We start from the raw sequence: 23,246 nt of genomic DNA, 5'->3' as shown, positions 1-23,246 counted from the left end.
GGTCATGCCTCCGTTTTTCCGAGCAGGATCCGCGCCTCGGCCACCAGGGTGATCGAGCCTGTGACCAGCACGCCGCCGGAAAGGTCGTCGTTGGCCTCGGCCCGTTCCACAGCCCATTCCAGTGCATCGTCCAGTTTCTCGGCGACGTGGACGTTGTCCTCGCCGAAGCCCAGGTCGATGGCCAGCTCCGCCAGTTCCGCCGCGGGAACGGCGCGCGGGGAGTTGGACTGGGTGAAGCAGTATTCCCCAGCCACGCCCCCCAGGGATTCCTTGAGCTGGCGAAGGATCTCCTCTGCGTCTTTCTCCTTGAGCACTCCCACCACCGGAACCAGCCGGGTGAAGGTGAACGCTTCCTGCAGCGCGGCGGCCGAGGCCTTGATGCCGTCGGGGTTGTGGGCGGCGTCCACGATGATGGTGGGCGCGGTGCGGACCACTTCGAGGCGCCCGGGTGACGTCACCGCGGCGAACCCTTCCTGCAGGACCTCGAAGTCGAGTTCCTTTTCGCCCCCGAAGAATGCTTCCAGGGCTGCCACGGCCACGGCGGCGTTCTGCGCCTGGTGGGCGCCGTGCAGCGGTACCAGCAGGTCCGGGTAGCGGCCGGCGATGCCCTGGATGGTGACCATCTGCCCGCCCACGGCCACTGCCCGTGACTCGACGCCGAACTCAACGCCCTCGAAGCGGAAAGGCACACCCACTTCCTTGGCCTTTTCCAGCAGAACCTGGGCCGCGTCAAGGGGTTGCGCTGCGCTGATGAGGTAGCCGCCGGGCTTGATGATGCCGGCCTTTTCGTAGGCGATGTCCTCGGTGGTGTCGCCCAGCAGGTCCGTGTGGTCCAGCGAAATCGGCGTCACCACCGATACCTGGCCGTCGCCCACGTTGGTGGCGTCGGTGATGCCGCCAAGGCCCACTTCGATGATGGCCACGTTGACGGGCTGGTCGGCGAAGATGGCGAAGCCCAGGATGGTGAGGCACTCGAAGTAGGTCAGGCGGGGCTGGCCCTCGGCTTCCAGTTCGGAGTCCACGATCTGCAGGTAGGGCCTGATCTCGTCCCAGATCCGAACGAACGTCTCATCGGACACGGGGTGGCCGTCGATGCTGATCCGTTCGGTGACCTTGGACAGGTGCGGGCTGGTGTACCGCCCCGTACTCAGGCCATGGGCGCGGAGCACGGATTCGATCATCCGCGAGGTGGAGGTCTTGCCGTTGGTTCCGGTGACGTGGATGATCGGGTACGCCTTGTTGGGCTCGCCGAGCACGTCCATGGCGCGGAACAGCGGAGCAAGCCGGGGTTCCATCTTGTTTTCCGGCGCACGTCCCAGGAGTTCGGCGTAGACGCTTTCCACGGAGAATTCGTCGGTCATGTCCTAGGCCTCCACTTTTTCGACTGCGACGGCGGGTTCGGACACGTCGCCCGGCCCTGCGGCCAGCTCTACCGTCAGCGTCTCGCCCTTGACCAGTTCAGCGTTGGCCAGCAGGGCATCCACCACGTGCTGCGCGGCTGTGACCGTTGTCCGGATCCGGTCGCTGACGTTGAGCCCGGCGTCCTTCCGGGCCTGCTGGATGGCGCGGACCATGTCGCGTGCCAGGCCTTCGGCCTCCAGTTCGGGGGTGACCTCCGTGTTCAGGACCACGAACCCGCCTCCGGGCAGCACGGCAACAGCGGCAGACCCGCCCTCGGACTCAGCCACCACCGTCTCCAGCGTGTACTCCTGGGGCTCCAGTTGCAGCCCACCCGCGGTGACCACACCGGCGTCGTCCACGGACCAGTCGCCGGACTTGGATCCCTTGATGGCCACCTGGACGTTCTTGCCCAGGCGCGGGCCCGCGGCACGGGCGTTCACCACCAGCTTCTGCTGGATGCCGAACTCTTCAGGGGAAGCGGTGGCCGCGTCGAGCAGGCGCACGGAGCGCAGGTTGAGTTCATCGGCGACGACGGCGGCGAAGCCTTCCAGCACATCCGCCCCGGGTGCCACGACGGTGAGTTCCTGGAGGGGAAGGCGGACCCGCAGGTTGGCTGCCTTGCGGAGCGAGGACCCGGTGGAGCAGATCTGCTGGACCCGGTCCATGGCCTCCACCAGCGCGGGGTTGGCGGGGAAGAGGTCCGCGTCCGGCCAGTCGGCCAGGTGCACGGAGCGGCCGCCGGTCAGGCCGCGCCAGATCTCCTCGGAGACCAGCGGGAGCAGCGGGGCTGCGGCGCGGGTGACGGTCTCCAGCGCGGTGAACAGGGCGTCAAAGGCGTCCTGGTCCTCGTCGAAGAACCTCTGCCGGCTGCGGCGGACGTACCAGTTGGTGAGCATGTCCAGGTAGCTGCGGAGCGAGTCGCAGGCACCGGAGATGTCATAGGTGTCCAGCTGCACGGTCATGTTTCGCACCAGGTCGCCGGTGTTGGCCAGCAGGTACTGGTCCAGGGTGTCCGCATAGCCGTCGTAGCGCAGCTTCGCATCGTAGCCCTGTCCTGCGGCGGCAGCGTTGGTGTAGAGCGTGAAGAAGCTGTACACGTTCCAGAGCGGCAGGATCACCTGGCGCACGCCGTCGCGGATGCCTTGCTCGGTGACGATCAGGTTGCCGCCGCGCAGGATGGGGCTGGACATCAGGAACCAGCGCATGGCGTCGGAGCCGTCGCGGTCCAGGACCTCGGAGACGTCCGGGTAGTTGCGCAGGCTCTTGGACATCTTCTGCCCGTCCGAGCCCAGCACGATGCCGTGGCTGATGACGTTCCGGAACGCCGGCCGGTCGAACAGCGCGGTGGACAGGATGTGCAGCATGTAGAACCAGCCGCGGGTCTGACCGATGTATTCGACGATGAAGTCAGCAGGGTTATGCGTGTTGAACCAGGCCTCGTTCTCAAATGGGTAGTGCACCTGGCCGTACGGCATCGAGCCGGAGTCGAACCAGACATCCAGGACGTCTTCCACCCGGCGCATTACAGACTGGCCCTCTTCGGGCGTGCGGGGATCGTCCGGGTTGGGCCTGGTGAGCTCGTCGATGAACGGGCGGTGCAGGTCCACCTGTCCGTCCTTGTTCAGCGGCAGCCGGCCAAAGTCGGCTTCGATTTCCGCCAGGGAGCCATAAACGTCCGTGCGCGGGTACTCGGGGTCCGTGGACTGCCAGACGGGGATGGGGCTGCCCCAGAAGCGGTTGCGGCTGATGGACCAGTCGCGCGCGTTCTCGAGCCACTTGCCGAACTGGCCGTCCTTGACATTGCCGGGGATCCAGTTGATCTCCTGGTTCAGTTCGGACATCCGGTCCTTGAACTTGGTGACCTCCACGTACCAGGAGGACACGGCACGGTAGATCAGGGGGTTGCGGCAGCGCCAGCAGTGCGGGTAGCTGTGCTCGTAGCTGGCCTGGCGGACCAGGCGGCCCTGGGCACGGAGCACCTGGGTGATCGGCTTGTTGGCCTCGAAGACCTGCAGCCCCACGATGTCGTGGAGGTCGCCGTGCTTGAACAACGGCAGGAACTTAGCGCCCTCGTCCACGGAGAGCACCACGGGGATGCCTGCCTCCTCGCAGACTTTCTGGTCATCTTCACCGTAGGCGGGCGCCTGGTGCACGATGCCGGTGCCATCCGTGGTGGTGACGTAGTCGGCCACCACGAAGCGCCAGGCGTTCTCCATGCCGTATTTCTCGTTGTCGGCGAAGTCGTCCCAGAGGCGCTGGTATTCCAGACCCTCCAGCTCGGCGCCGGTGTGGGTGGATACGACGGCGGCTTCAGCATCCTCGAAGCTGTCATAGCCAAGGTCCTTGGCGTAGCTGCCCAGCAGGTCCGCTGCAAGCATGAAGCTCCCGGTAACCGGGGCGTCGGCGGAGGCCGCCTTGATGCCGTTGGGGCCTGCCGGCAGCACGGCGTAGGTGATGGAAGGCCCGACGGCGAGCGCGGCGTTGGTGGGCAGCGTCCAGGGGGTGGTGGTCCAGGCGAGGGCCTGCACGCCGTCGAGCTGCTTGGACAGCGCGGAGTCGCCGGCCAGGATGGGGAACGTGACGGTGACGGTCTGGTCCTGGCGGTTCTTGTAGACGTCGTCGTCCATGCGCAGCTCGTGGTTGGACAGCGGCGTTTCGTCCTTCCAGCAGTAGGGCAGGACCCGGTAGCCGTTGTAGGTCAGCCCTTTGTCGTGCAGCTGCTTGAACGCCCAGAGGACCGACTCCATGTACTCGACGTTGAGGGTCTTGTAGTCGTTGTCGAAGTCCACCCAGCGTGCCTGGCGGGTGACGTAGCTGCGCCATTCGTCGGCGTACTTCATCACGGACGCGCGGCAGGCGTCGTTGAACTTGTCGATGCCCATGGCCTCGATCTGGGTCTTGTCCGTCATCCCCAGCTGTTTCATGGCCTCGAGCTCGGCAGGCAGGCCGTGGGTGTCCCAGCCGAAGCGGCGCTCCACGCGCTTGCCGCGCTGGGTCTGGTAGCGGCCCACCAAGTCCTTGGCGTAGCCGGTGAGGAGGTGGCCGTAGTGCGGCAGGCCGTTGGCGAAGGGCGGGCCGTCGTAGAAGACGAATTCGTTGCTGCCGGGCTCGCCGCCGGGGGCGTCGGCACTGCGCTGGTCGATGCTGGCCTGGAAGGTGCCGTCCTGGTCCCAGTACTTCAGGATGCGCTCTTCGATCTCCGGGAACTTCACGGAGGCGGAAACGCCGGCGCTGCCGTTGGAACCGGTGCTGGAGGCTGAGGCCTTGGGGTAAAACGTCATGTTCGACATCCTGGGTTGAGCGTGGTGAACCCCGGCAGGACCGGATGTTCCGTTCAGGATGCGAGGACGGCTGCCGTGCCGTCTTTGAAAGACTTCACGCCCACCGCGGTACCACCTCACTTACCGGCGCCGCGTGTCTTCCGCAAGGAACACGCGCTGCCCCGGCCTCTCATTACTGCTGTGACGGGCTTACCCGTCCGGTTCTACTGGCGCGGCCACCCTTTACCTGGGCCGCGTGTTCTTCCGGAAGCTCACCGGTGATTGCCGGGTCATCGCCAACCCAGATTCTACTATCGCCATGGCGTCCCGTGCCATTCCGGTCCGTCGCACCGCATCCCGTTCCCGGTCCGGAGGCTCCGGGACCCGGTGCCTCCCGGGGAACCGGTGCAGGGAACTGGTGGTGACGGGGTGCGGAATTAGGGAGGCAGTTACGGGCAGCGACCGCTGTCCGGCCCGGACCGGGCCGCGAATAATGGACAGATGCAAGCGGTGCAGCCATCCGTGCCGGGCATGCGGCCCAGCCTTTTGCGCCGGGCGGGTTCGTGGACCTGCTGGTCAATCGCGGCCGTCCTGTGGCTGCCCGCAGCAGGACTGACCATCGTGCGCCTTGCCGGCGGGTCCGGCACTCCGTGGGTCCAGTTGCTGTCCCTGTTCCCCGCCAGTTTGTTCGCGTCCCTTGCCGCGGCGGCAGCCGCACTGGCCGCCGTTGCCCTGGAACTCCGGGGTGCGCGCATTGTGCTGGCCGTGTTGGCCACCTGTCTCCTGCTAGGCCACATGTCGATAGTGGCGCCGCGCATCGTCCCGGCGTCCGCGGCCCCGGGCACACTCTTTGAGCGGCCGGCCCACGCCGGTGCGGCCGCAAGCCATGCCGGTGTCCACCCACTGACCGTGATGGCATTGAACGTGGGATCCACGGGCGTGGATCCCACCGTCCTGCTGGGGCAGGCCCGGGCACGGGACGTGGACATTCTCGCCCTTCCTGAACTGGCACTGGAAGGCCTGGCAGGCCTTGAGGCGGCAGGAATTGGCGTGGACTTTCCGTACCGGGTCATCGACGTTGACGGAGCCGGCACCGGCAACGCCATCTTCTCCCGCTATCCACTCGTGCCGATGCCGCGGGTGCCCGGTACGTCCTTCTACCAGACCCGCGCCGTCGCCGATGTCCCGGGCACCGCCGGCGGCATCCGGCTGACCTCGGTGCACGTTGACTCCCCCCGCCCTGGACATACGCCATCCTGGCGGGCGGAACTCGACCAGCTGGCAGGCCTGCAGCAGGGACTACCGGCGGACGGGAGCTCAGTCCTGCTGGGCGACTTCAACGCCGGGCAGGACCATGCAGAGTTCCGGAACCTGCTCACCACCGGCCTTACCGATGCCGCCGGGACCGTAGGGATGGGCCTGGTCCCCACCTGGCCCATGAATGCGCCGGTCCCCGCCTTTACTGCGATCGACCACATCCTTGTGAGCCGCGGCATCAGGGTGGCGGGGTTCAGCACCGTCGGATTCCCCGGGACGGACCACGCCGCCGTCGTCGGCATACTGGACACCTGGCCTTGAACCGCGCCCCTGTCCCGTGCCGGAGGAGGGCGGCCACCGTGTGCCGGTGGCTGTTCGTACCGGTTGCGTTGCCGGTGGCTGCCGTGTCGGCCGTCCGCGCCATACCGGTGGAATGGCCCGTCCTGGGGGTGCAGCTGGTGGCGTTCATGCCCTGGGTTGCCGCGCCTGCCGCGGCAGCCTTGCTCCTCGCATTACTGGGGCGTAGCCGGTGGCAGCGGGTCCTGGCTGCATCGCTGATGGGCTGCCAGGCCTTCTGGCTGCTTCCGCTGGATGTCCGCGGGCCCACCGCCGAGGCGGCCGGACGGCCGGTCACCTTGGTGGCCATGAGCATCAACGCGGAACTGGGCGGCGCGGACGCAGGGAAGATCGTGGACCTGGTCCGTGAACGGCGCGTGGGCCTGCTGGCAGTGCAGGAGTACACGCCCCAGCTCTCGCTGAAGCTGACGGCGGCGGGGCTGGACGGACTGCTTCCGCACCGGATTGCCCACGCCAGGGAAGGCGCCGGGGGAACTGCGGTCTACTCGTCGTCCATGCTAGAGGACGCCGGGGTGCTTCCGGACACCCGGTTCAGCATGCCGGTTGTCCGGCTCGACCTGGGCGGTGGCGGGGGTGCAACCCTTCGTGTCGTGGCCGTGCACACCCTGGCGCCGGTGGGCAGCGCCGTGAACCAGTGGCGCAAGGAACTGGCCACAGTGGCCGGGGCCGGCACCGGCTCCGGTCCCCTGCTGTTGGCCGGAGACTTCAACGCAACCTATGACCACCGGGAATTCCGCTCGCTGCTGGCCGGGGCTGGGGGCGCCCGGACCCTGGTGGACGTGGCGGCGTCAGCGGGCAGCAGGCTGGTGCCCACCTGGCCCATGCGCGGCTACCACCTGCCGGGCATTGCCCTGGACCACCTGGTGACCACCCGCGACATCACCGGCTCCGGCTACTCGGTCCACCCGATCGCTGGGACGGACCACGCCGCCGTGGTGGCCACCCCGCACGTCCAGGTCCCCTAGCCCTTCCGGATCAGCTTGTGCGTGGCTGCCTGCGCCACCGGCCGGACGACGATCTGGTCAAGGTTGACGTGGTGTGGGGCGCTGACGGCGTAACGGACGACGTCGGCCACGTCTTCTGCGGTAAGCGGCTTCTCCACGCCCTGGTAGACCTTTTCTGCGGACTGCGCATTCCCGAGCCGGTTGAGGGCGAACTCCTCGGTCTGCACCAGCCCCGGCGCCACCTCGATGACCCGCACATTGTGCTCGGCCTCTTCGAGCCGGAGGGCGTTGGTCATGGCGTGCTGCCCGAACTTGGCAGCGTTGTAGCCGCCCCCGCCTTCGTAGGCGTCCAATCCGGCGGTGGAGGTGAGGTTCAGGACGGTGCCCTCACCGGTGGACCGCAGCATCGGAAGGAACGCGCGGGTGAGCTTGAGGGTTCCCAGGACGTTGACCCGGTACATCCACTCCCAGTCGGCGGTGTTGGCATCGCCCACCTTGTCTGCACCCCTGGCACCACCGGCGATGTTGATCAGCGTGTCAATGCCGCCTGCTTCGGTGACCTGGGCGAGGAGCCGGGACACGTCGTCGTCCTCTGCGATATCGGCCGGGATCGCCACGGCGCCTGTCTCCCTTTCCAGTGCCGCCAGCCGCTCCGCCCGGCGTGCCACCGCGAAGACCGTCCACCCGCCGGCGCGAAGCGCACGCACCGTTGCCTCTCCGATTCCGCTGCTCGCGCCGGTCACCAATGCTGCCTTTTTCTGCAAGTCCTCAGTCATGGCACCACCCTAGCGGGATCAGCCGCCGGGCCGTCCCAGGAGGTAATCAAGCAGGACCCGCGGGTGGTTGGCGTCAGTATCACCGGCGGGCGCAGGTCGACGGCGGCGTTTTCCCTGGCCATCCCCCGCGGCCCGGGCCGGTCCACCAGCACCCGGAAGCCGTCGTCGTCGTCCCCCGGGGTGACGGGTTGGGTGGGATGGAGCCAGCATGAAAGAATTGCCCAATGGCTGAAGACACGCAGGGTACAGACACGCCCACCACCGCCCCCATCAAAGTTCCGGACAAGCCGGCCCTCGAAGGCCTCGAAGCCGCGCTCACCCGGCGCTGGCTGTCCGAAGGAACCTACAAGTTCAACCCCGACACCACCCGGGAGCAGGTCTACTCGATCGACACTCCCCCGCCCACCGCGTCGGGATCGCTGCATGTGGGGCACATGTTCTCCTTCACCCAGACTGACGTCCAGGCACGCTACATGCGCATGACCGGCAGGAACGTCTTCTACCCCATGGGCTGGGATGACAACGGCCTGCCCACCGAACGCCGGGTCCAGAACTACTACGGTGTCCGCTGCGATCCGGCCATCCCGTACAACGCCGACTACCAGCCGCCCGCGCAGCCGGCCAAGAACCAGCGCGATTTCGACGTCGTGTCCCGGCAGAACTTCATCGAACTGTGCGAAGAACTGGCCGTTGAGGACGAGAAGGTCTTCGAAAACCTGTTCCAGACCCTGGGCCTGTCCGTTGACTGGGACCTGACCTACCGCACCATCGATGACACTTCCCGCGCAGTGTCCCAGCGCGCCTTCCTGGCCAACCTGGCGGCCGGGGACGCCTACATGGCCGAAGCTCCCACACTGTGGGACGTCACCTTCCGCACGGCCGTGGCGCAGGCCGAGCTTGAGGACCGCGAAGTCGCCGGGGCCTACTACCGCTACCCTTTCTTCACCGAAGACGGGGACAAGGTCTTCATTGAGACCACCCGTCCGGAACTGCTGGCGGCGTGTGCCGCATTGGTGGCGAACCCCGACGACGAACGGTACCAGCCGCTGTTCGGCAAGACCGTGAAGTCCCCGCTGTTCGATGTTGAACTCGAGGTCAAGGCCCACCCCCTGGCAAAGGCGGACAAGGGCTCCGGCATCGCCATGGTCTGCACCTTCGGTGACCTGACCGACGTCACCTGGTGGCGCGAACTGCAGCTTCCCACCCGTGCCATCATGGGCCGCGACGGCCGCATCATCGCCGAAACGCCCGAGTGGATCACCAGCGGGGCCGGCAAGGAGGCGTACGCCGCCATCGCCGGGAAGACTGCTTTTTCCGCCAAGGAAGCCGTGGTGGAACTGCTCAAGGAAGCCGGCCTGCTGGACGGTGAGCCCAAGAAGATCACGCATCCGGTGAACTTCTTCGAAAAGGGCGACAAGCCCCTGGAAGTCGTTACGTCCCGCCAGTGGTACATCCGCAACGGCGGCCGTGACGAGGACCGCCGCGAACGCCTCATTGGCCGGGGCAAGGACATCGACTTCCACCCGTCGTTCATGCGTTCCCGCTATGAAAACTGGATCGCCGGCCTGAACGGTGACTGGCTGGTCTCCCGCCAGCGGTTCTTCGGCGTGCCCATTCCCGTCTGGTACCCGCTCGACGCGCAGGGAAACCCGGACTACGACAACCCCATCCTGCCCTCCGACGAGCTCCTGCCCGTCGACCCTGCCGCCGACGCCGCCCCGGGCTTCGACGAGGCACAGCGCGACCAGCCCAACGGCTTCACCGGCGACGCCGACGTCCTGGACACCTGGGCGACGTCCTCCCTGACCCCGCAGATCGTGGGTGGCTGGAGCCGGGACGAGGACCTGTTCGCCAAGGTCTATCCGTTCGACCTGCGCCCCCAGGGCCACGACATCATCCGCACCTGGCTGTTCTCCTCGGTGGTCCGCGCGGACTCCCTGCAGGACTGTGCCCCCTGGAAGCACGCCGCCATCTCCGGCTGGATCCTTGACCCGGACCGCAAGAAGATGTCCAAGTCCAAGGGCAACGTGGTGGTCCCCACGGACGTCCTGAACGAGTACGGCTCCGACGCCGTCCGCTACTGGGCCGCCTCTGCACGGCTGGGCGCAGACACCGCCTACGAGATCGCGCAGATGAAAATCGGCCGCCGGCTCGCCATCAAGCTCCTGAACGCCTCCAAGTTCGTCCTGAACCTGGGCGCCACAGAGAACTCGGTGCTTTCGGGCGATCTTGCCGTGCTGACGAACCCCCTGGACCGTGCGCTCCTGGCCCAGCTGGCCGACGTCGTGGCCCAGTCCACCAAGGCATTCGACAACTATGACTACGCCCGGGCGCTGCAGCTCACGGAGTCGTTCTTCTGGCAGTTCACGGATGACTACGTGGAGCTGATCAAGGACCGCGCCTACGGAGCTGCGGGAGATCCCGAGCAGGCCTCGGTTCTCGCCGCCCTGGCCACCACACTGGACACCCTGCTGCGGCTGTTCGCCCCGTTCCTGCCGTTCGCCACGGAGGAAGTGTGGAGCTGGTGGCGAAACGGGTCCGTGCACCGGGCCGAATGGCCGGCTGCACTGGAGATCCCGGACGGCGACACCACCATGCTGGCAACGGTGGGGGTGGCACTCAGCGGTGTCCGCAAGGCCAAGTCCGAGGCCAAGGTCAAGCAGCGCACCGAGGTGCTGTCCGCCAAGATCACTGCGCCGGAAGCGCTGACAGCGCAACTGCAGGCCGGGCTGGCTGATTTGAAGGCTGCGTCCAACGCCCGGGAGATCACCCTGGCGGTGGGCAGCGGCGACCTCACGGTCTCCGACGTTGCTTTGGCACCCAGCGACGAGCCGGCCAAGGCCTGACGCCGGACCATAGCCAGGTCAGCCTTTTCGAGGCAAAGGGGAAGCCCCATCAGCGTTTTGCCGTTGGTGGGGCTTCGACTTTTCGGCCATCCGGTGACGTGCTCTGATGGTCTGGCAGGATCCGCTGATCTTCAGGTCTTACTACCCCGTCACTGGTAGCTTGCATTCAACTTTGCCGATGGCTGCGTTAACTGACAAATCACTGAATCTTTGGTTCCTGCGTCCCCTTCTTTCGAAGTGGTAGGACCTATTGTTCTCCTGCGCCGGACCACGTGCAAGGGCCCCGGGATAACTACATTCAGGTAGTTTTCCCGGGGCCCTCCCAGAGCGTCAGTGCCCGGCGTTCAGTCGAATTCCGGGCTCTCGGTGCGGCTGCGCTTCAACTCGAAGAAATGCGGGTAGGCAGCGATGGCCGTGGTGGCGTCCCAGATCCTGCCGGCTTCCTCACCGCGGGGGATACGCGTCAGCACCGGGCCGAAGAACGCGGTGCCATTGAAGGCGACCACCGGGGTGCCGACGTCCTGGCCCACCAGCGAGATACCTTCCTCGTGGCTGGCCCGGAGCTTCTGGTCGTACGCGTCGGAGGTGGCGGCATCGGCCAGGGAGGCGGGGAGCCCGCACTCCGCAAGGGCTTTGGTGATGACCTCGGTGCGGTCTTTTTCGCCCTGGTTGTGGATCAGCGTGCCCATGGCATCGTAGAGCGGCTTGATGACCTGCGGTCCATGCTCTTCACGGGCGGCGATGATCACCCGGACCATGCCCCAGGCGTTGTCCATGGATTCACGGTAGCCGGGGTCCAGGTCCCGTCCCTCGTTCAGGACTGCCAGGCTCATGACGTGCCACTCGGTCTCGATGTCCCGCACCGTTTCCACTTCCCCGATCCAGCGGGAGGTCACCCATGCGAACGGGCAGAGGGGGTCGAACCAGAAATCGGCTTTGTTCTTGGCGGGTACAGTCACGGAGGTCCTCTCGGTCAGGCAGACTTACGGCGCTTGGCCACGTGCGGAATCATGGTGGGTTCGGCGCCCCTCAGGACCACGTCCTCGGTGATCACCACGCTGGCCACGTCCTCGCGGCTGGGAAGATCGAACATCACGGGAAGCAGGACTTCCTCCAGGATCGCGCGCAGGCCGCGGGCGCCGGTGCCCCGTTCCAGGGCCTGGTCGGCAATGGCATCCAGGGCGGTGTCGTCGAACACCAGCTCCACGCCGTCGATCTGGAACATCTTCTGGTACTGCTTCACCAGGGCGTTCTTGGGTGTGGAAAGGATTTGGATCAGTGCATCGCGGTCCAGGTTGGACACGGTGGTGATGACGGGGAGCCGGCCGATGAATTCGGGGATCAGGCCGAACTTCAGCAGGTCCTCCGGCATGACTTCACCGTAGGAGTCCACCTTCTTGCTGGCCTCGTTCAGTGGAGCGCCGAAACCGATGCCCTTGCGGCCGGAGCGGGAGCCAATGATCTCTTCCAGGCCGGCAAAAGCGCCGGCCACGATGAACAGGACGTTGGTGGTGTCGATCTGGATGAATTCCTGGTGCGGGTGCTTCCGTCCGCCCTGCGGAGGCACGGATGCGACCGTACCTTCGAGGATCTTCAGGAGGGCCTGCTGCACGCCCTCGCCGGACACGTCGCGGGTGATGGACGGGTTCTCGCTCTTGCGGGAGATCTTATCGATCTCGTCGATGTAGATGATGCCCTGTTCGGCCTTCTTGACGTCGTAGTCAGCGGCCTGGATGAGCTTGAGGAGGATGTTCTCCACGTCTTCGCCCACGTATCCGGCCTCGGTCAGGGCAGTGGCGTCGGCGACGGCGAACGGGACGTTCAGCCGGCGGGCGAGGGTCTGCGCAAGGTAGGTCTTGCCGCAGCCGGTGGGACCAATGAGGAGGATGTTCGACTTGGCGATCTCGACGTCGTCGTGGTGGGCGCCGTCCCCGAGGTTCCCGGACTTAGGGGCGTGGCCGGCCTGGATGCGCTTGTAGTGGTTGTACACCGCGACGGCGAGGGACCGCTTGGCGGGCTCCTGGCCGATGACGTATTCCTGCAGGAAGTCGAAGATTTCGCGCGGTTTGGGAAGCTCGAAGCTGCCGAGGTCGGCGACCTCCGCCAGCTCTTCCTCAATGATTTCGTTGCACAACTCGATGCATTCATCGCAGATGTAGACACCGGGGCCGGCAATCAGCTTGCGCACCTGCTTCTGGCTCTTTCCGCAGAAAGAGCACTTCAGCAGATCCGTGCTCTCGCCAATCCGAGCCATATGTGAACCCCTTAGTATCCTGCTGCCTGGCAGCCTTGCACCATTGCTGAAATCTCTCCCGGGCCGCACGGCCCGGTTTGTGACAACATCCACTCTAGGTCACATTGGGCCCCAAGGGTGGAATGAAAAGGCCGGTGCGGCCAAATGAACTGGACCGCACCGGCTTCCGGTACTGCTACCTCGTGATTGCCTGGGGCTTGATCTTGCGGGAGTCAAGAACCTGGTCGATGAGGCCGTATGCCTGGGCTTCTTCGGCGGTAAGGATCTTGTCGCGCTCGATGTCGTTGTTGACCTGCTCCGACGTGCGTCCGGAGTGGTGGGCCAGGGTGTCCTCCAGCCAGGAGCGCATGCGCATGACCTCTGCGGCCTGGATCTCCAGGTCGGAGGCCTGTCCGCCCTGGCCGCCGGACAATGCGGGCTGGTGGATGAGGACGCGGGCGTTGGGCAGCGCCAGCCGCTTGCCGGGCGTGCCCGCAGCGAGCAGGACGGCAGCCGCGCTGGCGGCCTGGCCGAGGCAGACGGTCTGGATCTCGGGGCGGATGTACTGCATGGTGTCGTAGATCGCCGTCATGGCCGTGAAGGAGCCACCGGGCGAGTTGATGTAGAGGGTGATGTCGCGGTCCGGGTCCGTGGACTCCAGGACCAGCAGCTGGGCCATGATGTCGTCAGCGGAAGCGTCGTCCACCTGCACGCCGAGGAAGATGATGCGGTCCTCGAAGAGCTTGGTGTAGGGGTCCTGGCGCTTGAAGCCGTAGGGGGTGCGTTCCTCGAACTGCGGCAGGACGTAGCGGCTGGACGGAAGATTACCGGCTGACCACCCGAAGTTGTAGTTCATTGTGTTTGCTCCTGATCGAAAGGGGTTCTGGATGCCGGTTAGTTCTGGGAGGCTGATTCGCCGGAGGAACCGTTGGACGTTCCGCCGCCGCCTGAGACGGAGCCGGCGTGCGCGGCGATCTTGTCGAAGAAACCGTATTCGAGGGCTTCGGTGGCTGTGAACCACTTGTCGCGGTCGTTGTCCTTGAGGATGGTTTCAACGGTCTGGCCGGTCTGCTCGGCGGTGAGTTCCGCCATGACCTTCTTCATGTGCAGGATGAGCTCGGCCTGGATCTTGATATCGGAAGCGGTGCCGCCGATGCCACCGGACGGCTGGTGCATCAGCACGCGGGCGTTGGGCGTGGCGTAGCGCTTGCCCTTGGTGCCGGAGGAGAGCAGGAACTGTCCCATGGATGCGGCCAGGCCGGTGGCGACGGTCACGACGTCGTTCGGGATGAACTGCATGGTGTCGTAGATGGCCATGCCTGCAGTGACGGAGCCGCCGGGAGAGTTGATGTAGAGGTAGATGTCCTTTTCCGGGTTTTCGGCCGAGAGCAGGAGCAGCTGCGAGCAGATCGCGTTGGCGTTGTCATCACGCACCTCCGAGCCCAGCCAGATGATCCGCTCCTTGAGGAGGCGGTTGTAAATGTAGTTGTCCTGGGCTGCAGGATCGACGGTCGCCATCCGGGGGGCCTCTGAGTGCTGTGACATGTTTACTTACCTCTCACTGGTGACGGTGACATCACTGAAAATCACTACTTGGACACTAACCGGTTTCACGGGTGTTTTGTTCGCGCACCGACGGCTGTTCGCTGACGGCGCACGATCACCGAACCGGCAGCGGGCTGCTTCCCGCAGAACGCGAACGGCCCCCGGATCGAAGGGATCCGGGGGCCGTTGCTGCGGGTCAGGAAGGACTACGCCTTGGCGTCAGCCGTAGTGTCCTCGGCTTCGACAACCTCTGCCTCGGCAGCCTCGGCCTCAACACCCTCGGCGTCGGCGGCGGGAGCCTCTTCACCGGCGGGGCGGACGAAGTCGCTGAGGTCAACGGTGTTGCCCTCGGTGTCGGTCACGGTGGCCTGGCCCAGGACGACGGCCAGTGCCTTGCGGCGGCGCACCTCGGAAACCATCATGGGGACCTGGCCGCTCTGGTCGATGATCTGGGCGAACTGGTTGGGGTCCATGCCGTACTGGCTGGCGGTGGTGACGATGTAGTCGATCAGCTCGCTCTGGCTGACGTTGACTTCTTCCTTTTCCGCGATGGCGTCGAGGATGATTTCGTTCTGGAAGGCGCGGGCCGTGTTGGCGCGGACCTCTTCGCGGTGCTCTTCGGTGTCGTGCTCGCCGTCGCCGTGGCCGTTGCCCTCCTGGAAGTGGGCTTCGAGCTGCTCTTCGACGACGGAGTCCGGAACGGGAACCTCTACGAGTTCAACCAGCTTGTCCAGGACCTTGTCGCGGGCTTCAACACCCTGCTCAACGATCTTGGACTCGGCGGCCTGCTTTGCCAGGTCTTCGCGCAGTTCGGCGAGGGTGTCGAACTCGGAGGCCAGCTGGGCGAAGTCATCGTTCGCCTCAGGCAGTTCGCGTTCCTTGACGGCCTTGACCACTACCTTGACCTGGGCGGCTTCGCCGGCGTGGTCGCCGCCCACCAGGGTGGTGTCGAAGATGGCGTCTTCGTCGGCGCTGAGGCCGGTTACGGCTTCGTCCATACCCTCGAGCATGGTGCCGGCGCCTACCTGGTAGGACAGGCCGGCCGCGGAGTCGACCTCTTCGCCGTCGATCGTGGCGGTGATGTCGATGGTGAGGAAGTCGCCGTCGGCGGCCGGACGGTCAACGGACTTCAGGGTGCCGAAGCGGCCGCGCAGTTCGTCCAGGGCCTTGTCCACGTCGGCGTCGGAGGATTCCGCAGCGGCAACCTGGACCTCGAGGCCGGCGTAGTCCGGGAGTTCGATCTCGGGGCGGACGTCGACCTCGGCGGCGAACTTCAGGCCACCGTCGGTGGCGGTGGGGTCGGGAACCTCGGTGATTTCCACCTCGGGCCGGCTCAGCGGGCGGATGCCGGATTCCTGCACGGCAGCCTGGTACCAGCCGTTGAGGCCGTCATTGATAGCGGTCTCCAGGACGTAGCCACGGCCGACGCGCTGGTCGATGAGCTTGGCGGGAACCTTGCCCTTGCGGAACCCGGGAACCTGGATCTGCGACGCGACGGTCTTGTAGGCCGAGTCGATGCTGGGCTTCAGTTCCTCAAAGGGGACCTCAACATTGAGCTTGACCCGCGTGGGGGTGAGGTTCTCGACAGCGCTCTTCACGGTCTAAGTACTCCTGGGTTGTGGGATGGGTTTCTGCAACGCAATGTGTGTCCAGGCCGGCTGGTCCTGGCCGCAGAGTCGGGGTGACAGGATTTGAACCTGCGACTTCCTGCTCCCAAAGCAGGCGCTCTAGCCAAGCTGAGCTACACCCCGTAAGTGCACAGGCAAGTCTACGGTGATACGCGTCGCGAATGCACATTTGACACGTAGGCCATGGATTAGGTTTAGTTGTATCCGGCTTGGACAGCCAGCCCGGAGTTTCCGCGAAAAACGGATCTTCCTTCGGGGACGTAGCTTAATGGTAAAGCCTCAGTCTTCCAAACTGATTACGCGGGTTCGATTCCCGTCGTCCCCTCCATGGCAAAAGGACCCCTCGGTTGAGGGGTCCTTTTGTGCGTTTGCCCCTAGGCCTGCGGCTGCTGGCAGTAGGGGCACCAGTAGAGGTTCCGCCCGGCGAGGTCGGCCATGAGCACGATGGTGCGGCATACCCGGCAGGGCAGACCGTGCCGTTTGTACACGAAATGGACGTCGTCACGGTGCGGGAAGTGCGCGCTCCTGGCCGGCACCGGTTCCCCTGCCGCGGCCGCCTTGGCCGCCGTGGTGCCGTTGAGCGTCCAGTATTTCGGCGGGGTGGTGATGATCCGCCCATCGGCGACGCCGTCGTTCATGACGGTAACGACGTCGCGCCACAGCCTGCGGGCGTCGGCCTCCGGCAACTCAGCCCCGGGAAGGAGCGGATCGAGGCGGCGGCGGAACAGGACTTCGGCGCGGTACACGTTTCCGACGCCGGCAATCACCTTCTGGTCCATGAGCAGGGCCGCCAGCGGGGTCTTCCGGGTCCGGACATTGGCGGCGAACCGCCCGGCGTCGCCGCGAAGGTTCCGCAGCGGATCAGGTCCCAGCCGCGCCAGGACCGCGTCGGCCTCCGCTGCGGTGATGGTTTCGCAGGTGGTGGCCCCGCGCAGGTCCGCCCAGCCGTGGCTTCCGGCGAGCCGGACCCGGACGGCCCCGACGGGCGCCGGCGGACCTGCGTAGGCGGCGCCGCCGTCGTCGTCCCCGTCAGTGAAGGCCTCCCGCTCCCCTACCCGCCGCGGCGCACCGATGCTTGACGCGCCGGTGAAGGTGCTGTCGCCGCCGAAGCTCCAGGCCCCGTAAAGGCCGAGGTGGACGTGCAGCACCAGCGAGTGGTCGAAGTGCAGGAACAGGTGTTTGCCGTGCGCCTCTGCGGCGACCATGGCGTGGCCGTCCAACAGCGCCGCTCCCCCGCTGAACCGGCCCTGGGGACTGGAGACAGCAAGTACTTCGCCGGTGAAGACGTCCCCGAACTGGCGGGCGAGCCGGCGGACGGAATGGCCCTCGGGCACTACTCGATGACCTCGCCGGTCGCTTCGTAGGCCGCGATCTTGCCGATCCTGCGCACGTGCCGTTCGTCATTGCTGAACGGTTCGGACAGGAACGCCTCGATCAGTTCGGTGGCTTCCTCCACCGTGTGCTGGCGTCCGCCCACCGCCACGACATTCGCGTCATTGTGCTCGCGGGCAAGGGTGGCGGTGGAGAGGTTCCAGGCCAGCGCGGCGCGCACGCCCTTGACCTTGTTGGCGGCTATCTGCTCGCCGTTGCCGGACCCGCCCAGGACGATGCCCAGGGCGTGTACGCCCGCCTGCTGGTCTGCGACCACGGCGAGGGCGGCGTTGATGCAGAACGAGGGGTAGTCGTCCTGGGCGTCGTAAGCCTTGGGCCCGTGGTCCACCACCTCGTATCCCTTCCCGGTCAGGTGGGACACCAGGTGGGCGCTGAGCTCCATGCCTGCATGGTCGGTGGCAATGTGGACCCGCGGGAAGGCAGGGGTAGTGGTCACGTGCTGATTCCGTTCGTTGGTGGGGCTGGCAGGCCGCCGGTGGGGGCCGGAACGACACCGATAAGGATACTAGGGCGGCGGTGGGGTCAGGGGTTCCGGACATCCGGTGGCGGCGGACCACCGCCACGGGCCCTGGCCGCCACCCGGGTGAGCACTTCGGCAAGCCGCGCGGCCGAGGCCTGGCTGCCGCCGCTGACGGCAAGGCGCTGGCCGTCGGTCTTGCTGACGACGACGGCGGGCCCGCTGCCGACGAGCATGGCGGCGGTTCCGCCGTGGTGCCGGTAGCCCCACCCGCCGTAATCGGCGGCCCTCACGTCGGCCGCGCTGGCGTCGGAAATGGCACCGGCGGGTACGTCCATCACCGGCACCACGCCGGCGAGCAGGACCTTCAGCCCACGCCGGTCCGCGCGGACGCGGGCGAAAAGGAATGCCGCACCCAGGAGGGCCAGGATCACCAGGAGGATCCCCAGCCAGGGCACCACGACCGCGATCAGGGCCGCCGGGAACAGGGAGGCGATGGCGATCATCACGAACACCGAACTGCGGGCGTGGACCCAGAGCCGGATGCTGTCCCGGGCAAGGTCCGGGTCCAGTTCCCTGGCGATGGCGACCTGGAGCGCGCGGTCATCATCAGGGGACCACTGCCGGTCGGCCTTGTACACCATAGCCATGGTCACGCCGAGGGAAACAGCCGCACCGCTCCCCAGGGCGAGGACCGTCATGTCCACGTGCGACTGCCGGGCGTCAGCCAGCCCCGTTTGGCCGATCAGGCCTGCGGCGAGCGCGGAGGTGATGAACAAGCTAAGGAAAAGCCCGGCACCCATCATGATCCTGCGCATCAGGACGGGCCGGCTTAGCGGCGCGGCCTGGAGCAGGACCAGCCACCCGGACACGATGATTCCCGCGGCGCCGGCCCCCACGTAGGCGCCGAAGGGCGCGAAGGCGGCGCCGCCGCTGTCCGTCCACTGGACCGCAAGCGGCTCCGGCAGATCCGGGCGCAGCAGGAACGCGCAGTAAACAAAGGCGGCAGCCAGGACGACAGGAAACCCGACGGCGAACCGCAGGGCCCTGGCATCCACCGAATCCAGCAGCTTTCCCATGCATCCAACGCTACCCCGCGGCTGCCGGGGCCGCCGCCCGGGCCTGCCCCATCCCCGCTGTGGGCTGCGCTACTTGCCATGGGAGGCAAGGGTGGAAGAATGCATCACAGTGCCGGCACCGGAACCACCGGCCGGCAGCCGAAAATTCTTTGGAGGACCTCCTTTGCCAGGCATGAACCTGACGCGCGCCGAAGCCCGTGAGCGCGCCGAACTGATTTCCGTCGAGTCCTACGATGTCAGCCTTGACCTGACCCGCGGCGGAGAGGTCTTTGGCAGCACCACCACCGTGAAATTCACGGCGGTTCCCGGAACGTCCAGTTTCATTGACGCCGTCACCCGCACGGTACACAGCGTGACCCTCAACGGCCGCGCCCTTGATCCGGACACCGTGGCCGACGGCGTGCGGATCCAGCTGGCGGACCTGGCGGAGCACAACGAGCTGACTGTGGTGGCGGACATGCCCTACATGAACACCGGCGAAGGCCTCCACCGGTTCGTGGACCCCGTGGACAACGAGGTCTACCTCTACACCCAGTTCGAGGTTCCGGATTCCCGCAGGATGTTCACCGTCTTCGAGCAGCCCGACCTGAAGGCGACGTTCGCCTTCACCGTTACGGCTCCGTCCCACTGGGATGTTGTGTCCAACTCCCCCACCCCCGAACCGGCACAGGCACAGGCCGCCGAAGACGGCGCCGCCCGGTCCGTCTGGACCTTTGCCCCCACACCGCGGTTGTCCTCGTACGTCACTGCCCTGGTCGCCGGCCCGTACCAGTCCGTCCGCAGCGAGGTCACCAGCTCGGATGGCCGCGTGATCCCGCTCGGGGTCTTCGCACGGAAGTCGCTGATGCAGTACCTGGACGCAGACAACATCTTCGAGCTCACGCGGCAGGGCTTCGGGTTCTTCGAGGAACAGTTCGGCTGCCCCTACCCGTTCGAGAAGTACGACCAGCTGTTCGTGCCGGAATTCAACGCCGGTGCGATGGAAAATGCCGGTGCGGTGACCATACTGGAAGGCTACGTTTTCCGCAGCAAGGTCACCGGGGCGCAGATCGAGCGGCGCGCCATTACCGTGCTCCACGAACTGGCGCACATGTGGTTCGGCGACCTGGTGACAATGCGCTGGTGGAACGACTTGTGGCTCAACGAGTCCTTCGCCGAGTACATGTCACACCTGGCCGCGGTGGAGGCCACGTCCTTCACCAGCGCCTGGACCACGTTTGCCTCCGTGGAAAAGTCCTGGGCGTACCGCCAGGACCAGCTGCCCACCACGCACCCGATCTTCGCAGAGATCAACGACCTGCAGGACGTGGAGGTCAACTTCGACGGCATCACCTACGCCAAGGGGGCCTCGGTGCTCCGGCAGCTGGTCGCCTGGGTCGGACCCGACCAGTTCATGGCCGGCGTCCGGGAGTACTTCGCCAAGCACTCCTGGCACAATACCGAGCTGCAGGACCTGCTGGTTGAGCTGGAGAAGGCAAGTGGCCGCGACCTGGACCACTGGGGCGGGCAGTGGCTGGAGACCGCCGGGGTTAACACCCTGGCTCCCGAGCTGGACGTGGACTCCGATGGAAAGCTGCGGTCCTTTGCCATCCTGCAGTCCGCGGTTCCGGAGTGGCCCACCATCCGGCCGCACCGGCTCGCCGTGGGCTTCTACAACCTGGACGACGCCGGCAAGCTCACCCGGGTGCACCGCGAGGAGCTTGACGTCGACGGCGAACGTACAGACGTCCCGGCGCTTGCGGGCGTGGCCCGGCCGGACCTGATCCTCATCAACGACGACGACCTTGCCTATGCCAAGGTGCGCCTGGATCCGGTGTCCCTGGCCACGGCCACGGCACACCTCAAGGACTTTGCCGAAAGCCTGCCGCGGACCCTGGTCTGGAACTCCGCGTGGGACGCTGCGCGGGACGGCGAAACACCGGCCCGGCAGTACGTGGACCTGATCCTGTCCAACGTCGCAGCGGAAACGGATTCCTCCGTGATTCTGGTCCAGCTCCGCCAGCTGGCAACCACCCTGAACTTCTATGTGGCCGAGGAACACCGCGAAGCCACCACCGTTGCGGCCGTGGACCGGTTGTGGGATTTGGCCTCGGCCGTTCCGGGCGGCTCCGACGGCCAGTTGCAGTTCATCAAGTCCTTCGCGCTCCTGGCCCGCAGCGCGTCCCAGCTGGACCGGGTGTCCGGCCTGCTGGACGGGTCAGTGGTCCTGGACGGCCTGGCCGTGGACCAGGACCTCCGCTGGGAGCTGGTGGCTTCGCTGGTGGCCGGCGGCCGGATGGGGCAGGACGGCATCGACGCCGAACTGGAGCGGGACAACACCTCCAGCGGGCAGAACGCAGCCGCCCTGGCCAAGGCTGCCATCCCCACCCCCGAGGCAAAGGCTGCGGCCTGGGAAGCCATTGTGGTCAAGGGAGAGCTGTCCAACGCGCTGCAGGGCTCCGCGGTGGCCGGTTTCATGCGGGTGCTGGACCGTTCCCTCCTGGAGCCGTACTCCGAAAAGTATTTCGCGGCCGTGCCGGGGATCGTGGCAACCCGCACCCACGCACTCGCCCAGCAAATCGTCGTCGGCCTCTACCCGGCGCTGCTTACCACGCAGGCCACCATCGACCGGACGGACGGATTCCTGGCCTCATTGCCGGCGGAAAGCGCGGCGCTGCGGCGGATGATGCTGGAAAACCGTGACGGCGTCGCCCGCGCCCTGCGTGCCCGTGCCGCCGACGTCCTGCCGGCGGGCGGCCCGGAGTGAACCTCCACGAACACCACTACGCACTGACGGTCCAGTGGACCGGCAACCTGGGGGCGGGCACGTCGTCCTACCGGGGTTACTCCCGGGACCATGACGTCGCCATTCCCGGCCTGCCGGTCCTGAAGGGTTCGGCGGATCCGACTTTCCACGGCGACCGCGGGCGCTACAACCCAGAACAGCTCCTCCTGGCTGCGCTGGCGCAGTGCCACATGCTGTCCTACCTGCACGTGGCGGTGAAGCACGGCGTGGTGGTCACTGGCTACCGGGACGAGGCCACCGGGCTGATGCGGCTGAACCGGGACGGCAGCGGACAGTTCGAGCGGGTGGTCCTGAACCCGCACGTGACGGTGGCCGACGCGGCGCAGGCGGATCTGGCGGCCTCGCTGCACCGTGAGGCCAATCAGGTCTGCTTTATTGCCCGGAGCGTGAACTTCCCGGTGGAGCACCAGCCGGTGACGGTGGCCGCCTAGTCCCTCCCGCCTGCCGCTGCCCTGTGGCGGCGGCAGGCCGGCCTTCCGGTGCCAGGAAATTTCCCGGGAGCAGAAGGCGGTTCCGCCGAGGATGGGAATGCGGATTGCTCCACGCTGCGGCGCTAGGGTTGAAAGAGAACAGAGCAATATCCCAAGGAGCTATTTCCACCCATGGTCAGCATGTTGTCCATCCTTCCCCCTGCCACCAGCCAGCCGAGCGGCGTGAGCCTGCCCGGCATCGTGATCAGCCTCGGCGTCGGCGTTGCCGTCTGGCTCGTGGCCACGTTCATCATTTCCCGCATCACCAGGCGGGTGGCGTCGGGCAGCAACTTCTTCAAGAAGCCCACGTTCAAGTGGGCTGCCCCGGCCTTCCGGGCCCTCGACCACGAACGCCGCGTCCAGCGTGCCGAAACCATCGGTTCGCTGCTCAACAGCGTGGTGGGCGTGCTGGTGGTGATCATTACCGGCATGTATGTGCTGCAGAACCTGGACATCAACATTGCCCCGCTGCTGACCAGCGTGGGCATCCTCGGTGTAGCCATCGGCTTCGGCGCCCAGCAGCTGATCCGCGACTTCCTGGCGGGGATCTTCATTACCATTGAAGACCAGTACGGAATTGGCGACGTCATTGAAACCAGCGAAGTGGTGGGCGTTGTGGAGTCCATGGGGCTGCGGATCACCCGCGTCCGCTCCGACGACGGCGCGATCTGGTACCTGCGCAACGGCGAGATCCTGCGCGTGGGCAACCGGTCCCAGGGACGCTACGTTCCGCTGCACGAGACCGACGACGGCACCACCGACCAGGGCTCGGCGCACGTTGAGACCAAGAAGACTGACCAGAAAGCCGGGGACTAG

Annotated in this window: 17 protein-coding genes and 2 tRNA genes; 7 read left to right on the top strand and 12 right to left on the bottom strand. The window is 66.3% G+C overall.

The window, feature by feature from the left end; translation table 11 throughout:
* Positions 1 to 2: 2 nt before the first annotated feature.
* Both NIBR502771_RS13665 and ileS read right to left on the bottom strand, forming a co-directional pair.
* Positions 3 to 1,361, bottom strand: a complete 1,359-nt coding sequence (locus NIBR502771_RS13665) for a folylpolyglutamate synthase/dihydrofolate synthase family protein (protein ID WP_141160223.1) — start codon at positions 1,359 to 1,361, stop codon at positions 3 to 5.
* Between the two features lie 3 nt (positions 1,362 to 1,364).
* On the bottom strand, positions 1,365 to 4,682 hold the full coding sequence (ileS, locus tag NIBR502771_RS13660) for an isoleucine--tRNA ligase (protein ID WP_141160222.1): 3,318 nt from the start codon (positions 4,680 to 4,682) through the stop codon (positions 1,365 to 1,367).
* A gap of 480 nt (positions 4,683 to 5,162) precedes the next feature.
* Between ileS and NIBR502771_RS13655 the strand changes: the two genes are divergently transcribed.
* Entirely contained in the window at positions 5,163 to 6,239 is a 1,077-nt protein-coding gene (locus tag NIBR502771_RS13655) for an endonuclease/exonuclease/phosphatase family protein (protein WP_141160221.1), read from the top strand.
* Positions 6,240 to 6,277: 38 nt separating this feature from the next.
* Positions 6,278 to 7,240 (top strand): endonuclease/exonuclease/phosphatase family protein, encoded by a 963-nt coding sequence (locus NIBR502771_RS13650; RefSeq protein WP_246839666.1) that lies wholly within the window; start codon positions 6,278 to 6,280, stop codon positions 7,238 to 7,240.
* On the opposite strand, the gene NIBR502771_RS13645 is transcribed toward NIBR502771_RS13650, so the two are convergent.
* Positions 7,237 to 7,995 (bottom strand): SDR family oxidoreductase, encoded by a 759-nt coding sequence (locus NIBR502771_RS13645; RefSeq protein ID WP_141160219.1) that lies wholly within the window; start codon positions 7,993 to 7,995, stop codon positions 7,237 to 7,239. The two genes, NIBR502771_RS13650 and NIBR502771_RS13645, sit on opposite strands and share 4 nt — an antisense overlap.
* Positions 7,996 to 8,219: 224 nt before the next feature.
* Between NIBR502771_RS13645 and valS the strand changes: the two genes are divergently transcribed.
* Positions 8,220 to 10,841, top strand: coding sequence for a valine--tRNA ligase (valS, locus tag NIBR502771_RS13640; protein WP_141160218.1), 2,622 nt, complete (start codon positions 8,220 to 8,222; stop codon positions 10,839 to 10,841).
* Between the two features lie 344 nt (positions 10,842 to 11,185).
* Here the strand turns inward: valS and NIBR502771_RS13635 are convergent, their stop codons facing one another.
* The 6 genes from NIBR502771_RS13635 to NIBR502771_RS13610 form a co-directional block, all read right to left on the bottom strand.
* On the bottom strand, positions 11,186 to 11,800 hold the full coding sequence (locus NIBR502771_RS13635) for a DsbA family protein (RefSeq protein WP_141160217.1): 615 nt from the start codon (positions 11,798 to 11,800) through the stop codon (positions 11,186 to 11,188).
* A 14-nt stretch (positions 11,801 to 11,814) separates the two neighbouring features.
* A complete protein-coding gene (clpX, locus tag NIBR502771_RS13630; protein WP_141160216.1) occupies positions 11,815 to 13,095 on the bottom strand; it encodes an ATP-dependent Clp protease ATP-binding subunit ClpX in 1,281 nt (426 codons plus the stop codon).
* 175 nt (positions 13,096 to 13,270) lie between these two features.
* Complete coding sequence (locus NIBR502771_RS13625) at positions 13,271 to 13,930, bottom strand: ATP-dependent Clp protease proteolytic subunit (RefSeq protein ID WP_018769476.1); 660 nt, start codon at positions 13,928 to 13,930, stop codon at positions 13,271 to 13,273.
* A gap of 38 nt (positions 13,931 to 13,968) precedes the next feature.
* Positions 13,969 to 14,592, bottom strand: coding sequence for an ATP-dependent Clp protease proteolytic subunit (locus NIBR502771_RS13620; protein WP_018761581.1), 624 nt, complete (start codon positions 14,590 to 14,592; stop codon positions 13,969 to 13,971).
* 233 nt (positions 14,593 to 14,825) lie between these two features.
* Positions 14,826 to 16,217 (bottom strand): trigger factor, encoded by a 1,392-nt coding sequence (gene tig, locus NIBR502771_RS13615; protein ID WP_141160215.1) that lies wholly within the window; start codon positions 16,215 to 16,217, stop codon positions 14,826 to 14,828.
* A gap of 78 nt (positions 16,218 to 16,295) precedes the next feature.
* Positions 16,296 to 16,370: transfer RNA gene (locus NIBR502771_RS13610), tRNA-Pro, on the bottom strand.
* Positions 16,371 to 16,501: 131 nt separating this feature from the next.
* On the opposite strand from NIBR502771_RS13610, the gene NIBR502771_RS13605 reads away from it, so the two are divergent.
* Positions 16,502 to 16,575 (top strand) — tRNA-Gly (locus NIBR502771_RS13605).
* Between the two features lie 46 nt (positions 16,576 to 16,621).
* Here the strand turns inward: NIBR502771_RS13605 and NIBR502771_RS13600 are convergent.
* From NIBR502771_RS13600 to NIBR502771_RS13590, 3 genes are all read right to left on the bottom strand, one after another.
* On the bottom strand, positions 16,622 to 17,581 hold the full coding sequence (locus NIBR502771_RS13600; RefSeq protein WP_141160214.1) for an Fpg/Nei family DNA glycosylase: 960 nt from the start codon (positions 17,579 to 17,581) through the stop codon (positions 16,622 to 16,624).
* On the bottom strand, positions 17,581 to 18,075 hold the full coding sequence (locus tag NIBR502771_RS13595) for a ribose-5-phosphate isomerase (protein ID WP_141160213.1): 495 nt from the start codon (positions 18,073 to 18,075) through the stop codon (positions 17,581 to 17,583). Before NIBR502771_RS13595 ends, NIBR502771_RS13600 begins: the two co-directional genes overlap by 1 nt.
* Positions 18,076 to 18,161: 86 nt before the next feature.
* Positions 18,162 to 19,175 (bottom strand): hypothetical protein, encoded by a 1,014-nt coding sequence (locus NIBR502771_RS13590; RefSeq protein ID WP_141160212.1) that lies wholly within the window; start codon positions 19,173 to 19,175, stop codon positions 18,162 to 18,164.
* Between the two features lie 172 nt (positions 19,176 to 19,347).
* Here NIBR502771_RS13590 and pepN point away from each other — a divergent pair, with 172 nt between their 5' ends.
* The 3 genes from pepN (at position 19,348) to NIBR502771_RS13575 (ending at position 23,246) form a co-directional block, all read left to right on the top strand.
* Entirely contained in the window at positions 19,348 to 21,921 is a 2,574-nt protein-coding gene (pepN, locus tag NIBR502771_RS13585; protein ID WP_141160211.1) for an aminopeptidase N, read from the top strand.
* Positions 21,918 to 22,391 (top strand): OsmC family protein, encoded by a 474-nt coding sequence (locus tag NIBR502771_RS13580; RefSeq protein WP_141160210.1) that lies wholly within the window; start codon positions 21,918 to 21,920, stop codon positions 22,389 to 22,391. The genes pepN and NIBR502771_RS13580 overlap by 4 nt, the downstream gene beginning before the upstream one ends.
* Before the next feature lie 171 nt (positions 22,392 to 22,562).
* Entirely contained in the window at positions 22,563 to 23,246 is a 684-nt protein-coding gene (locus NIBR502771_RS13575; protein WP_141160209.1) for a mechanosensitive ion channel family protein, read from the top strand.

This window comes from Pseudarthrobacter sp. NIBRBAC000502771, assembly GCF_006517215.1.
In the GTDB taxonomy this organism is placed as follows: Bacteria; Actinomycetota; Actinomycetes; order Actinomycetales; family Micrococcaceae; genus Arthrobacter; species Arthrobacter niigatensis.
This window is presented reverse-complemented; position numbering and strand designations above follow the sequence as displayed.

Coding starts and splice junctions, on each gene's coding strand:
- NIBR502771_RS13665 (WP_141160223.1), bottom strand. CDS start 1,361: ATGACCGACGAATTCTCCGTGGAAAGCGTCTACGCCGAACTCCTGGGA.
- ileS (WP_141160222.1), bottom strand. CDS start 4,682: ATGACGTTTTACCCCAAGGCCTCAGCCTCCAGCACCGGTTCCAACGGC.
- NIBR502771_RS13655 (WP_141160221.1), top strand. CDS start 5,163: ATGCAAGCGGTGCAGCCATCCGTGCCGGGCATGCGGCCCAGCCTTTTG.
- NIBR502771_RS13645 (WP_141160219.1), bottom strand. CDS start 7,995: ATGACTGAGGACTTGCAGAAAAAGGCAGCATTGGTGACCGGCGCGAGC.
- valS (WP_141160218.1), top strand. CDS start 8,220: ATGGCTGAAGACACGCAGGGTACAGACACGCCCACCACCGCCCCCATC.
- clpX (WP_141160216.1), bottom strand. CDS start 13,095: ATGGCTCGGATTGGCGAGAGCACGGATCTGCTGAAGTGCTCTTTCTGC.
- NIBR502771_RS13625 (WP_018769476.1), bottom strand. CDS start 13,930: ATGAACTACAACTTCGGGTGGTCAGCCGGTAATCTTCCGTCCAGCCGC.
- NIBR502771_RS13620 (WP_018761581.1), bottom strand. CDS start 14,592: ATGGCGACCGTCGATCCTGCAGCCCAGGACAACTACATTTACAACCGC.
- NIBR502771_RS13590 (WP_141160212.1), bottom strand. CDS start 19,175: ATGGGAAAGCTGCTGGATTCGGTGGATGCCAGGGCCCTGCGGTTCGCC.
- pepN (WP_141160211.1), top strand. CDS start 19,348: ATGAACCTGACGCGCGCCGAAGCCCGTGAGCGCGCCGAACTGATTTCC.
- NIBR502771_RS13575 (WP_141160209.1), top strand. CDS start 22,563: ATGGTCAGCATGTTGTCCATCCTTCCCCCTGCCACCAGCCAGCCGAGC.